Origin of the sequence: Nonomuraea sp. NPDC050790 (assembly GCF_044456745.1) — a bacterium.
GTDB lineage: Bacteria > Actinomycetota > Actinomycetes > Streptosporangiales > Streptosporangiaceae > Nonomuraea.
On the sequence record NZ_JBITGF010000002.1, the window covers coordinates 856,711 to 868,874 of the forward strand.

Consider the following 12,164-nt stretch of genomic DNA (forward strand, 5'->3'; position numbering starts at 1 on the left):
GCCCGATCCAGGGGCGTTTTGCCAGGCCGAGGCGCTGTCCTCCGGAGGGTTGTCCTGGAGGTGCGCCCCGCGCCTGGTGGGTTGGGGGTCAGGAGGCTTGGCGGGTCGGGTGGGTGGTGAGGTGGGCGTCCAGGGTTCGGGCTGCCCGTACCAGGGCGCTGGAGCGGGGGCGGTCGGCGAGTTCGGCGACCGCAGGTACCGCGCCGCGGGCCGCCGACCAGCGGGCCACGTCCAGGGCGAAGGCCAGGGTGCGGGTGTGGGCGGTGGTGCCTCGTTCGTCGGCAGCCGGGAGGTAGGACGCGAGCAGGCCGGTCATGATCTCCCAGACCTCGCGGTGCGCCCCCTGCCTGGCGCACGACTCCAGGGAAGAACGGACGTCGGCCGCGCTGACCACGCCCGCCCGCAGCGCCAGCCCGAGCTGGTGTCCGCACCGCTCGCCGGGCAGCCCGCCGGTGGCGGCGGCCGCCAGCAGCAGCCTCTCGGCCCGCTCCGGCGGCAGGTACCAGTCCCGCTCGGACAACAGCGTCGCCAGCAACGCGCCGACGGCGTCGCCCGCCGTACCCTCAAGGTGGAACAGGCGCGTGACGTGCTCGACGAAGTCCGCGGGCCGTTCCCAGCCCGGGGTCACGTGCGGCAGCAGGTGCATGGCCAGCGCCTCCCGGTCCGAGGGCAGCACCCGGTGCCAGTGCTCCATCGACTGCCCGCGGCGAGCGGTGGGCGCGTGCCCCAGCAGCGCGTCGACCAGGGGAAGCCCGGTCGGCTCCAGGCGTGCGATCCCCTGCGGGCGCCCGCCGCGCCACAGCACCCGCAGCCGCGGCTCCGGCCGGTCGGCCAGCCAGCGCACCAGGGTCGCGCCGGCCTCGGACGCCAGCCGCCCCGCCCGTTCGGCCACCTCGGCGGGCACCTCGCGCGGCAGCCGTAGCAGCGCCTGCTGCAGGTCGGCGGGCAGCGCGACGGCGCCGGCCCGTTCGTAGCCCTCCAGCCGGGCGACCAGTTCCGCCGGCTCGACGTGCCCCGAGGCCGTCGTGGGCAGCGCCAGCAGGTACGGCGGCAGCGTCCCCACCCGCAGCGCGGCCAGCACCTCGGCACACCGCTCCAGCACCATCCGGTGGGGCGCGGCCAGCGTGTGCGCCTGCGGTAACCGGCCCAGAAGCTCGTCCCCGGCGCTCTCGCCCGGCCGCGCGGCCTCGCCGGCCAGCGCCTCGACCCACGACTCCACCGCGTGCCAGCGCCGCTCGCCGTCGCCGCGGCCACGCCCACGGATCAGGCGGCGCAGCGTTCCGCCCAGCCCGCCTCGCGCGGCGGCGGCCGCGGGACGCCGGGCGCCCGCCGCGCGGACGAACCCGTCCAGCCACGCCTCGAACGGGTCCGGCTCGTCCGCGGGCGGCTCCACCGGCGGAAGCGGAACCGGCACGAACCCGTCGGTCAGCCCGCCCTCCTGATCCACGTGGCCATAGGCCGCGGACAGCGGGACGAGCAGGTCCGCCGGCAGCACTGTCGCCGCCTCGCGCACCGCCTCGGCGCCGACGGGGGTGAAGCGCCCGGCATGCCGTACGGCCAGCCGTACCGTGCGCTCCTGAACCGCGTAGGACTCGCACAGGAACGCCGACGCCAGCGCGGGCGCCAGGTGGTCGAGGTCGCCGTCCGTCTCGCGGGCCACCCGGTCCAGCCAGCTCAGCCCGGCCCGCACCAGCTTGCTCTCGGGGCGGAACAGCAGCGCGGACACCGCCTCGCCCACGTCCTCGGCGGCGAGCGTGCCGCGCAGTTGCCTGAGCGCCGCCTCGGCCACCGTGCCGGGGGCGGCGGGCAGCAGCCGCAGGTAGTCGCGGGCGCGGCCGGGGTCGGGGGCGGGGTCCAGCTCCTCGTGCAGGCGGACGAAGAAGCGCAGGTCGGGGGCGGTACCACCGCGCAGGAACCGGCGTACGCAGCCGTCCACCAGCATCTCGCGGTCGAGGACGCCGGAGGCGGCCAGGTCGCGCAGCGTGCGTACCCAGGAATGGCGCGGCCCCCAGTCCAGCGGCTCGACCCGGTCCTCGCGCAGGGCCCTGCCCACGCCCTCCGCCTCGAACAACCGCGGCACGAGATGGGCCGCCAGCGGGTCTCCGGGCAGCCGGGGCGGCTGGCTCACCCACGCCACCACGAGCGGCTCGTGGTCGGGCGGCGGTGTGCCGGTCCTGCGCAGCAGTTCCAGCGCGAGCGGCGCGCTGTCGTCCGTGCGCTGGGCGCGCGAGCCGCGCAGCCGCAGCGCCAGCCGGACGGCCAGGTCGGCCTGCCACTCGGCCGGGCGGGCGGTGATGACCTTCAGCAGCGGTTCGAGGTCGGGCTCGGGCGACCAGCGGGAGAAGTCGCGGCGGTAGAGGTAGGCGGCGACCGCGGCGGCCCCGCCGATGGTGCCCGCGCCGGCCACCCGCATGGGCTCGATCCAGACGTCGTGCAGCCGCCAGTCCCAGCTCTGGCGCCGTTCCGCCAGCCGGTGCTGCGCGTTCCTGGCAGGGGCGATGTGGCCGGGCAACTCGGCGGCGACCTCGCGCCGGCCGTCCTCGTCCAGTTCGAGGACGCGCGTGGCCACCTCGTCGGCGTCGCCGCGGGTGATCGCCTCGCGTACGCTCTCCCACGCCTGCCTGGTCACGCGGTCACCTCGACGTCCACGCGGGCGGCGATCCTGGCGGCCAGCACGTGCTTGCAGGGACCGCGCGAACCCCGATGGTCGAACCACCACGAACACGTGCACGAGCCGTCGGCCAGCCCCACGATCCTGACGCCGTTCGGGGTGGTCACCTCGGCCCGCTCGCCGCTCACCCGCACCGCGCCCGACGACACCAGCGCGCGGGCCGCGGTCAGCCGGGGGTTGAGCTCGGCGACCTGGTCGCGGTCGTAGGGCAGTTCGCGGTGGAAGTGGGCGCTCTCGTGGAGGTCATAGCCGACCCGGCCGGCCGTGCCGAGCTGGGTCAGCGCGGCGCGCACCCGCGTGGGGGACAGGCCGGAGGCGTCGGCCAGCGCGCCGACCTCGATGGCGGGCTCGAAGGCGAGCAGCGGGGCCAGCACGTCGGCGTCGCCCGCCGCCTCGTCGGTGGAGAGGTGGTCGAGGACCGCGCCCTCGCCGGAGAAGCCGCGCGAGGGGCCGGGGGAGAGGGCCAGCGTGTAGCGCATCCCGGGGAGTTCGAGCTCCCAGACGCTCGCGGTCGAGCCTGATCCGGCGGGCGGGCCGTACAGGCGAAGGGCCTTGGCGAAGCGCAGGAGCGGCAGGAGCGTGGCCACGCGGCCCGCGCCCGCCAGGCACACGGCGCCGGGGACGGGGCTGGTGTGCAGGCGCAGGTCGCGGCCGGCGGGGGCGACCCAGACGGTGGCGCCGGCGGCGCGCGGCAGCGAGCGCAGGAAGCGGATCGCGTGCGGGCCGCCCAACTCCGCGCGCAGGTCGAACCCGGAGGCGATGACCTGCACCTCGGCGAAGCCGCGCAGCCAGCGCGGCGGCAGCGGGACCTTCTTCTCCACGACCGCGCCGTCGAGGGTGGTGACGGCCATCTCGTCGGCCCCCACGCCTAGGTGCAGCGGGTCCTTGCCGCCGACGCGGGCCAGCGCCTCGCGCAGCGGGCCGTTGACGTCGACGTTGGTAGTGCCGCGGTCGAGGATGTCGCCGTCGAGCGCGGCCAGGTCGAGCCGGGCGTAGACGCCGCCGCAGGCCGAGAACGACTCCATCCGCAGCCGCTGCCCGTCGCAGGTCACCACCGGGTCGCGGGTCCAGCCGGGGCGCGGCTGGTGGTAGCGGGTCATCGCCACGTCCGACAGGGCCAGCAGCCCGGCGGCGGCGGGGGCGGCTTCGGTGACCAGCCCGCTGAAGAAGCGCGGGCGGGGCAGCGGGCCCGACAGCGCCCGTCCGCCGGAGGTGGACAGGCCCAGCCGGGAGCCGTCGAGGAAGGAGGGAGCGGCGTAGGAGTACGCCTGCACGGCAGTCATGGCGGTGAAGCTAGAGATCGACTCCGACAAAAATCCGCCACCCCGCGTGCGGCCTGGTCACGACGTCTCAGGCGGTCACGCCGCCGTCGATCACCAGGTCGTGGCCGACGGCGAAACCGGCCTCCTCGGAGGCGAGCCAGAGCACCGCCGCGCTCACCTCGTCCAGCGTGCCGATGCGGCCGAGCGGGATCTGCGTCGCGTACCGGACGGCGCGCTCCTCGTCGCTCTCGCCGGGCAGCGCCGACATCGGCCCCTCGTTGGCTCCGGGGCTGACGGCGTTGACGCGGATGCCGTCGCCGACGTGGTCGCGGGCCGCGGCCCTGGTCAGCAGGCTGACGGCGCCCTTGGCGGTGCCGTAGGCGGAGAAGCCGGGTCGGCGGCCGTGGGCGCCGATGTTGGAGGAGGTGTTGACGATGGCTCCGCCGCCGTGCTCGCGCATGTGGGCGATCTCGTGCTTCATCGACAGGAACACGCCGGTCAGGTTGACGTCCAGGACCTCACGCCAGGTGCCGGCGTCGAGGTCGGCGAGGGGACCGGGCGGGTTGAGGACGCCGGCGTTGTTGTGGGCGACGTGCAGCGCGCCGTAGCGGCGCACGGTCTCGGCCACCATCGCGGCCACGTCGTCCTCGCTGGTCACGTCGGCCACCACCGCCGCCGCCTCGCCGCCGTCGGCGGCGACGAGCTCCACGGTCTCCTTCAGCGCGCCGGCGTTGCGCCCCGCCACCATGACGGCGGCGCCCTCCTTCGCGAACGCCCGCGCCGTGGCCCGCCCGATCCCGCTGCCGCCACCCGTGACCAGGACGACTTTGCCACTGAACCGCATCACAAACTCCTCAATATTTAAGAATGATCAGTCCAACAAAGACAGGGCCTGCTCCGCCGCGTCCCGCATCCGCGCGGCGTCGTCTGAGGCCTTGCCGACCACCCGCAGGCCCTGGAGCACCACGAGCAGCAGGCGCGCGAGCGCCCGGGGGTCCTTGCCCTCGGCCAGCTCGCCCTGCTCCCGCGCCCTGGTCAGTGCCGCGGCCAGGGCGTCCTCGACGAAGTCCCAGTTGCCGCGGACGCGCCGGGACAACTCGGTGTCGTGCGGCGCGAGCTCGACCGCGGTGTTGACGATCAGGCAGCCGCGCCGCTCGGCGTCGTGCGCGGCCTCTTCCGCGTACTGCCGCACCAGTTCCCGTACGGCCGGCAGCGCGGGACCCGGCCCGCCCAGCCGCCCGGTGAAGTCGATCCCGTTTTCCAGGTAGCGCTCGTAGGCCCGCAGGTAGAGCTCGCGCTTGCCGCCGAACGTCGCGTAGATGCTGGCCCTGGCCACGCCCAGTTGCTCGACCAGGTCGGCCATCGAGGTGGCCTCGTACCCCTTGCGCCAGAACAGCTCCATGGCCCGACCCAGCGCGACGTCGGGGTCGAACTCCTTCGTCCTTGCCATGGGCGAGAACGTAGCTTATTCGAGAACGATCGGTCAAATATCGGGGATGACGAGCTTGACGCCGACGCCGCGTACCGTGTGCAGGAATCGGGGATTCTCCGCGGTCTCGCCGAGCTTGCGGCGCAGCCAGGACAGGTGGACGTCGACGGTGCGGTCGGCGCCGCCGTACGGCATGTGCCAGACCTCGACCATCAGCTCGCGCTTGGTGATCACCCGGCCGGGCCGGGCGGCGAGATAGTGCAGCAGGTCGAACTCGCGCGGACTCAGCTCCAGCTCCGTCCCGTCGAGCCAGGCGGCGCGGCCGGGCGGGTCCACGCGCAGGCCGCCGACCTCGATCGCGGGCGCCGTGCCCGGCTCGGAGTGCGCCGCCCGGCGCAGCACCGCCTTGATCCGCGCCTCCAGTTGCTCGGCGCCGAACGGCTTGATCACGTAGTCGTCCGCGCCCGCGTTGAGCGCCTTGACGATCTCCGCCTCGGAGTCCCTGGCCGAGGCGACCACCACCGGCGTCGAGGTGACCGCCCGCAGCATGCGCAGCACCTCGCCGCCGTCCAGGTCGGGCAGCCCCAGGTCGAGCACGACCACGTCGGGACGGCTCTCGATGACCTGGTTCAGCCCCGCCATGGCCGTCGGGCTGGAGGAGACGGCATGGCCGCGCTCGCTCAGCGCGCGGGTGAGCGCGGAGCGGATCGACGCGTCGTCCTCGATGAGGTGGACATGCACCACGAGATCACGCTAACCCGCGAAATCCCCTACTTGACCAGGCATTTGTACTATCCGTGACACAGTCGAACCATGCCTCGCTCGATCAGAGGCCGCATGACGGTCACCGCGCTCGCGGTCTTCGCCGTCGTCCTGCTCATCGGCTCGGTCGCGCTGTCGCTCACCGTCCCCGCGCTCGTGCGCGCGGAACTCGTCGACCGCGCCGACCGCGCCAGCCGCCAGGTGACCACCCTTATCGACGAACGGCCGCTGCCCGGACCCGTCCCGCCCCAGCACGACGTGCTCCTCCTCCAGGTCGTCGACACCTCCGGCCGCGTTGTGGCCGCCAGCGCCGCCCTGCAGGGCCGCCCGCCGCTCACGGCCGCCCGCCCCGCCGGCGGCGACTCGCGTGTCTCCACCCGCGTGTGCCCGCCGGGCGCCGACGCGTGCCTGATCGTCGTGGGCACCAGCAACCGCTCCACCGCGTACGGCCCCGCCGTCGCCTATGCCGCCGTCCGCGAGTCACTCGTGCTCAGGAGCGCCTTCCTCCCACTGGCGCTGGCCGGATCCTCGCTGGTCCTGCTCGCGCTGGTCGGCTGGGGCGCCTGGACGATCGTCGGCCGGGTCCTGGCCCCGGTCGAACGCATCCGCGCGGGCCTGGAGCAGATCAGCGCCACCGACCTCAGCGAACGCATGCCCGTCCCCGGCACCGGCGACGAGGTGGCCGAACTGGCCATCACGGTGAACGACACCCTGTGCCGCCTGGAGGACGCGGTGGAGCGCCACCGCCGCTTCGTCTCCGACGCCTCCCACGAACTGCGCACGCCGCTGACCGCGATGCTGGTCGGCCTGGAATCCGGCCTGGACCACCCCGACCGCGCCACCGTGAAGTCGGCCCTGGACGACGCCACCCGGCTGTCGGCGATCGTCCAGGACCTGCTGCTCATGGCCCGCCTGGACGCCGGCGAGCGCCCGGCGGAGGACCTCCTCGACCTGGGCGCCCTGGTCGCCGAGGAGGTGGCCCGCCGGCCGTTCCGCCTGGAGGTGGAGACGTCCGTCACCTCCGGCCTGAAGGTCCGCGGCGACCGCCTGCGCCTGGACCGCCTGCTGACCAACCTCCTGGCCAACGCCGACCGCTACGGCGAGGCCCACATCTGGGTCTCGGTCAGCCGCGACGGCGACCAGGCGGTGGTGGAGGTCATGGACGACGGCCCCGGCATCCCCGCCGACCTGCGCGAACAGGTCTTCCAACGCTTCACCCGCCTGGACCGCGGCCGCTCCCGCGACACCGGCGGCACCGGCCTGGGCCTCCCCATCGCCCGCGACATCGCCGAAGCCCACGGCGGCACCCTCCAAGCCGCCGACACCCCCGAAGGCGCCCACCTGATCCTCCACCTCCCCCTCGCCGAACGGGACTCTTCTCCCGGCGGCTGACACCTTTGCCACCAGGGAGGAAGACACCCCCACCGGGACATCCACGATCTTGCGCGCTTTCCGCCACAGTGCTGCGAATGGACAACCAACCGGGTGGTGGACCGTCGGGCGGCCCGCCATCCCAGACCCCTCCTTGTCGGCTGCAGGTCGTCGACATCCGGATGAAGGCCGCGCATGCCGCCTTCGTCGCCTTCGCCGAGGAGCAGCGACTGGAGCTCGTACGCTTTGTCATGAGATGCGGCGCCTCGCTGGCCGAGGCCGAGAGCGCCGCCCGCGAGGCCTTCGCCGAGGGCTGGCGGCTGATCAGCCGCGACCTTCGGGAGTGGCGCAAGGTCGGCGACGAACGCCTGTGGATCCGCAAGGTGGCACTCGGCGTCTGGACCGGCACGGGCGGCATGCGGCCGTTGCTGCCGGAGGTCGCCACGGTGGGCGTCGAACTCGCCGATCTCGCGGGGCAGGCGCTCGATACCACGATCGTCCTGGCCGCTCTGCCTCCGGGCCAGCGGCTGGCGATGGCGCTGCACCGTGACGGCTTCGGACCGGCCGAAGTCGCCGCGTTCATGGAGGTGCCTGAGCCGGAGGCCGCGAGGCTTCTCGGCGACGCCCGCGCGACGCTACGGGTCTCGCTGGCGGCCTACCGCACGACGCAGGGGGAGCCGTGACGGGCGACGAGCCGCTGAGCGACGAGCAACTGGACCGCGTCCTTGACGAGGCCGACGCGCGGCACCTGCACTTCATCGCGTCGAACACCTCGATGCCGGACCTGCTCAACTCCCTGATCGCGCTCACCCCCGACGTCCAGCCACCGGTTCATCTGGTCGAGATCGTCGTCCAGGCCAGGACCAGGTTGCGGGAGATCGCGCACGAGCTGGCGCGCGCGGAACTGCACTCCCGCTCAGCCTGCGTGATCGTGGGCGACGAGCGGGCGGAGGTGATCGATCGCGCTGTGCTGAGCGCGCTGGCCGTCGCCACGGACCGGGAGCTGTGCCGCCTGCCCGAGCTGACCAGGCTGCTGACGGTCGCGCTGGCCCGCGCGCTGGCCGGCCTCGTGCGCTTCCTGTCGCCCGAGGACGTGCCCCGCGACGAACGCGTCGCCGACAACCTCAGCAGCCTGGTCGAGGCACTGGCCCAGGCGGTCGGCGACGCGGGCGAACTGGCCGCCGAGCTGAGCAGGGCCCACGACCTGGACGGCGTGGACGCCTCGGGCGCCGACCTGTCGGAGCTGGAGGTGCCCTCTCCCGACCTGCTGGACGGCGTCATCTGGGACCACTCCACGGTGTGGCCGCCGGAGATCCTGGCGTGGGTGCGGGTCAGCTCCGAGCAGGTACGCGCCGGGGTCTACCGGGTGACCTGCTAGGACTGCTCACCCAGGGCGATGGTTTCGGCGACTTCGGCGTGGCGGTCGGCCTCCTCCTCGGCGAAGCGGGCCGCGTCGAGTCGGTCGGCGATCTCCTCGTCCTGGCGCATGAGCGTGTCCAGTGACTGGCCGGCCATGTCCAGGACGCCCATGTCGGCGTACGCCTGCTGCAACCGCGGGCTCCACAGGCCGATGTCCTTCACGCACGGCACGATCCGGCTGAACAGCAGCGAGCGGAACAGCCGCAGGTACTCGGACTGGTCCACCGCCTGCATGGCCTCCTCGACGTCGGGCTTCGACAGGCCGATCGTCTCCCAGGTCTCCCGGCCGCGCAGCCGGTCGCGCATGAGGTAGCAGCCCTCGATGACGAAGTCCTCGCGCTCGTTGCGCTCGGCCTCGGTCAGGTTCTGGTAGTAGTCGCGCAGCGCCATCCGGCCGAAGGCGACGTGGCGGGCCTCGTCCTGCATGACGTACGCGAGGATCTGCTTGGGCAGCGGCTTGGTGGTGATGTCGCGCATGACGCCGAACGCCGCCAGCGCCAGGCCCTCGATGAGCACCTGCATGCCGAGGTAGGGCATGTCCCAGCGCGAGTCGCTGAGCGTGCTGTCGAGCAGGGCCTTGAGGTGCTCGTTGATGGGGTAGGCCAGGCCGACCTTCTCCTGGAGGAAGCGGGCGTAGGTCTCGGCGTGGCGGGCCTCGTCCATGGTCTGGGTGGCGGCGTAGAACTTGGAGTCGAGGTCGGGCACCGACTCCACGATCTTCGCCGAGCAGATCATGGCCCCCTGCTCACCGTGCAGAAACTGCGAGAACTGCCATGCGGCGCTGTGCAGCCGCACGTCCTGGCGCTGCTTCTCGTCCATCCGGTCCCAGAGCGGCGTGCCGTAGATGGCGATGGTCTGGTCGGGGATGCCGAGCACGTTGTACGGGTCGACCTCGAGGTCCCAGTCGATGCGTTTGGCGGAGTCCCACTGCTTGTCCTTGCCCTTCTGGTACAGGGCGAGCATGCGGTCGCGGCCGTCGTCGTACTCCCAGGTGAACCTGCTCGAACCGGCCATCTCCACGTTCCAGGTGGAGAGCTCCGCGGGGATCGTGTAGAGATCATGCGTCGACATGCCGCCTCCAGGGGGACGTACACCGTACGTATGCCTGCAGGCTCGCATGGCGGCTCAGGGTCCGTCAATGAAACTAGAATGAGCCATGCCCTCCGAGCCGCTGTCCAAGAAGCGCATCGTCACCGCGGCGATCGGCCTCATCGAGCGTGAGGGCGCCGACGCGATCTCCATGCGCCGGATCGCCGCCGACCTGGGCGTGGGCGTGATGTCGCTCTACAACCACGTGCCCAACAAGGACGCCCTGCTGTCGGAGGTGGCCGAGTCGGTGCTCAGCGAGATCGAGTTCACCGACGACCCCGACGCCGACTGGACCGACCGGGTACGCATCCAGGCCCGCGCCTTCCGCCAGATCGCCCACCACTACCCGCGCTCGACCATGCTGGTCGTCAGCAGGCAGCTCCACTCCAACGCCGGCCTGCTGCCGGTGGAGCGGGCGCTGGCCACGTTGCGCAGCGCCGGGTTCGAGGGGCCGGAGGCGGTGAAGGTGCTACGCCTGTTCATCGCCTTCATCGTGGGCGCGCTGCTGCGGGAGGTCGGGGTGACGCCGTCGTTCGCGCCGCTTCCGGCCAGGATGCGGGCCGGACGGGTTGACGCCGAACTGTTCCCCACGGTCGCCGCGCTGGCGCCGCTGCTCGACACGTGCGATCCGGACGAGGAGTTCGACTTCGGGATGGAGATGTTCATCCAGGCGATAGCCGTACACAGGAAAAGGGCACCCGGCGCGCCGGATGCCCTTTCCGGGGCAGCCGCCCCTTCCCCTGAGCGGCTGTCCTAGTACCAGTTGTGCGACCTGAAGTGACCCCAGGCGCCGCACGGCCTGCCGTACCTGTCCTTGATGTACGTCAGGCCCCAGCGGATCTGCGTGGCCGGGTTGTAGCGCCAGTCGTGCCCGGCTCCCCGCATCTTGCCGCCGGGCAGTGCCTGCGGGATTCCGTAGGCGCCCGACGAGCGGTTGTACGCCCGGTGATTCCAGTTGCTCTCCCGGGTCCACAGGCTGTCGAGGCACCGGAACTCGCGTAGTGACCACGCCCGCTGAACCACCAGGCCGAGCGCGATCCTCTTGTTCCGACCCTCGGGTCGCTTGTGGGCGGTCTTGGGCCTGGCCTTGGTGGTCCAGGTCCCTCGCCTGACCTCCGGTGCCTCAGCACTGGTACGCCAGGAACCCCGGAAATCCACCTCGGTGTCGGCCGCGGCGGCGGCAGCGTTCCCGCCGGTCACTCCCGCGAGCGAGAGCATGGTGACGAGGGTGCTGCGCAGAGCGCGTTTGCTGTCCAAATCGATCCTTGCTATCGGGCCGTGTGCGAACGGTTACTCAGCGTGACCGCCTTGTACCTGCCGATCCCCGATCCGTGGCTTGGATGAGGAGGGTCCGCGCGGCTTCCCGGGATCTGGTTCCGCCCGTGGGGGCGGCCCGGAAGCTCCACGACATGTCCTACGCGTTGTTCTAGTGCGCCGGATCGGCGCGGGTCAGGGACCTCGGGCGTCCTGAGGACAGGACTTTGCGCTGTGGCGGGGCCGGGTTGGCTCCGCCCGGCCGCCTCCTGGGCCGAAGCATTCGAACATCCGGTTCCGGCTTGGGGGACGGGGCTCGTTCCGGGGGAGATGGCCTGGTGGGGCCCGGCGCGCCGCCGTACCGCCGGGGGAGGGGTTTTGCCTGGTCTGAGAGGTTTTGTCGAGGAGTACTGTGGGGATCATGAGCCTTCGTGACATCCCCGTCCGCACCCTCGCGGACGTCCCCACCACACTCGCCGAACTCGCCGGCGACAAGGCGCTACTCATAGTGAACGTGGCCTCCCGCTGCGGGCTGACCCCGCAGTACTCCGGCCTTGTCAAACTCCAGCAGGAGTACGGCCCGCGCGGCTTCACCGTCGTCGGCGTGCCGTGCAACCAGTTCATGGGCCAGGAGCCGGGCTCGGCGGAGGAGATCCAGGAGTTCTGCTCCACGACCTACGGGGTCGACTTCCCGCTGCTGGAGAAGACCGACGTCAACGGCGCGGACCGCCACCCCCTCTACACCGAGCTGACCGAGACCGCCGACGCGGAGGGCGCGTCCGGCGACATCCAGTGGAACTTCGAGAAGTTCCTCGTCGCGCGGGACGGCACGGTCGCGGGCCGCTTCCGCCCCGGCACCGAGCCGGGTTCGCCGGAGCTCACGCGCGCGATCGAAGGCGTGCTCTGA

At 72.6% G+C, this 12,164-nt stretch carries 12 protein-coding genes; 5 read left to right on the forward strand and 7 right to left on the reverse strand.

The features are described 5' to 3' along the window. Nucleotides 1-88: 88 nt before the first annotated feature. The 5 genes from ACIBEJ_RS12410 to ACIBEJ_RS12430 form a co-directional block, all read right to left on the reverse strand. On the reverse strand, nucleotides 89-2,629 hold the full coding sequence (locus ACIBEJ_RS12410) for a DUF6493 family protein (protein WP_397182749.1): 2,541 nt from the start codon (nucleotides 2,627-2,629) through the stop codon (nucleotides 89-91). After that, nucleotides 2,626-3,954 carry an SWIM zinc finger family protein gene (locus ACIBEJ_RS12415; RefSeq protein WP_397182750.1) on the reverse strand — a complete coding sequence of 443 codons (1,329 nt, stop codon included), beginning with the start codon at nucleotides 3,952-3,954 and terminating at the stop codon, nucleotides 2,626-2,628. Before ACIBEJ_RS12415 ends, ACIBEJ_RS12410 begins: the two co-directional genes overlap by 4 nt. Before the next feature lie 67 nt (nucleotides 3,955-4,021). Next, nucleotides 4,022-4,777: an SDR family NAD(P)-dependent oxidoreductase gene (locus ACIBEJ_RS12420; protein ID WP_397182751.1), complete on the reverse strand. Its 756-nt coding sequence runs from the start codon at nucleotides 4,775-4,777 to the stop codon at nucleotides 4,022-4,024. A gap of 27 nt (nucleotides 4,778-4,804) precedes the next feature. Further along, nucleotides 4,805-5,383, reverse strand: coding sequence for a TetR/AcrR family transcriptional regulator (locus ACIBEJ_RS12425; RefSeq protein WP_397182752.1), 579 nt, complete (start codon nucleotides 5,381-5,383; stop codon nucleotides 4,805-4,807). A gap of 33 nt (nucleotides 5,384-5,416) precedes the next feature. Next, entirely contained in the window at nucleotides 5,417-6,106 is a 690-nt protein-coding gene (locus tag ACIBEJ_RS12430; protein WP_397182753.1) for a response regulator transcription factor, read from the reverse strand. Between the two features lie 69 nt (nucleotides 6,107-6,175). On the opposite strand from ACIBEJ_RS12430, the gene ACIBEJ_RS12435 reads away from it, so the two are divergent. The 3 genes from ACIBEJ_RS12435 to ACIBEJ_RS12445 all read left to right on the forward strand — a co-directional run bounded on the left by ACIBEJ_RS12435 (nucleotide 6,176) and on the right by ACIBEJ_RS12445 (nucleotide 8,873). Beyond that, the gene (locus tag ACIBEJ_RS12435; RefSeq protein ID WP_397182754.1) at nucleotides 6,176-7,516 is read left to right on the forward strand and encodes a sensor histidine kinase; all 1,341 of its coding nucleotides are present in this window, start codon (nucleotides 6,176-6,178) and stop codon (nucleotides 7,514-7,516) included. 77 nt (nucleotides 7,517-7,593) lie between these two features. Next, nucleotides 7,594-8,178 carry a hypothetical protein gene (locus ACIBEJ_RS12440; protein ID WP_397182755.1) on the forward strand — a complete coding sequence of 195 codons (585 nt, stop codon included), beginning with the start codon at nucleotides 7,594-7,596 and terminating at the stop codon, nucleotides 8,176-8,178. Next, nucleotides 8,175-8,873: a hypothetical protein gene (locus tag ACIBEJ_RS12445; protein WP_397182756.1), complete on the forward strand. Its 699-nt coding sequence runs from the start codon at nucleotides 8,175-8,177 to the stop codon at nucleotides 8,871-8,873. The genes ACIBEJ_RS12440 and ACIBEJ_RS12445 overlap by 4 nt, the downstream gene beginning before the upstream one ends. Here ACIBEJ_RS12445 and ACIBEJ_RS12450 read toward each other — a convergent pair. Next, nucleotides 8,870-9,985: a ferritin-like domain-containing protein gene (locus ACIBEJ_RS12450; protein WP_397182757.1), complete on the reverse strand. Its 1,116-nt coding sequence runs from the start codon at nucleotides 9,983-9,985 to the stop codon at nucleotides 8,870-8,872. The two genes, ACIBEJ_RS12445 and ACIBEJ_RS12450, sit on opposite strands and share 4 nt — an antisense overlap. A gap of 85 nt (nucleotides 9,986-10,070) precedes the next feature. On the opposite strand from ACIBEJ_RS12450, the gene ACIBEJ_RS12455 reads away from it, so the two are divergent. After that, entirely contained in the window at nucleotides 10,071-10,760 is a 690-nt protein-coding gene (locus ACIBEJ_RS12455) for a TetR/AcrR family transcriptional regulator (protein WP_397182758.1), read from the forward strand. Here ACIBEJ_RS12455 and ACIBEJ_RS12460 read toward each other — a convergent pair. Further along, nucleotides 10,757-11,260 carry a transglycosylase SLT domain-containing protein gene (locus tag ACIBEJ_RS12460; protein ID WP_397182759.1) on the reverse strand — a complete coding sequence of 168 codons (504 nt, stop codon included), beginning with the start codon at nucleotides 11,258-11,260 and terminating at the stop codon, nucleotides 10,757-10,759. The genes ACIBEJ_RS12455 and ACIBEJ_RS12460 overlap by 4 nt on opposite strands. 418 nt (nucleotides 11,261-11,678) lie before the next feature. Here ACIBEJ_RS12460 and ACIBEJ_RS12465 point away from each other — a divergent pair, with 418 nt between their 5' ends. Beyond that, nucleotides 11,679-12,164, forward strand: a complete 486-nt coding sequence (locus ACIBEJ_RS12465) for a glutathione peroxidase (RefSeq protein ID WP_397182760.1) — start codon at nucleotides 11,679-11,681, stop codon at nucleotides 12,162-12,164.

Bases quoted from the DNA above. Each gene is read 5' to 3' on its own strand.
- ACIBEJ_RS12455 (WP_397182758.1), top strand. From the start codon at position 10,071: ATGCCCTCCGAGCCGCTGTCCAAGAAGCGCATCGTCACCGCGGCGATC.
- ACIBEJ_RS12420 (WP_397182751.1), bottom strand. From the start codon at position 4,777: ATGCGGTTCAGTGGCAAAGTCGTCCTGGTCACGGGTGGCGGCAGCGGG.
- ACIBEJ_RS12425 (WP_397182752.1), bottom strand. From the start codon at position 5,383: ATGGCAAGGACGAAGGAGTTCGACCCCGACGTCGCGCTGGGTCGGGCC.
- ACIBEJ_RS12440 (WP_397182755.1), top strand. From the start codon at position 7,594: ATGGACAACCAACCGGGTGGTGGACCGTCGGGCGGCCCGCCATCCCAG.
- ACIBEJ_RS12465 (WP_397182760.1), top strand. From the start codon at position 11,679: ATGAGCCTTCGTGACATCCCCGTCCGCACCCTCGCGGACGTCCCCACC.
- ACIBEJ_RS12435 (WP_397182754.1), top strand. From the start codon at position 6,176: ATGCCTCGCTCGATCAGAGGCCGCATGACGGTCACCGCGCTCGCGGTC.
- ACIBEJ_RS12415 (WP_397182750.1), bottom strand. From the start codon at position 3,954: ATGACTGCCGTGCAGGCGTACTCCTACGCCGCTCCCTCCTTCCTCGAC.
- ACIBEJ_RS12450 (WP_397182757.1), bottom strand. From the start codon at position 9,985: ATGTCGACGCATGATCTCTACACGATCCCCGCGGAGCTCTCCACCTGG.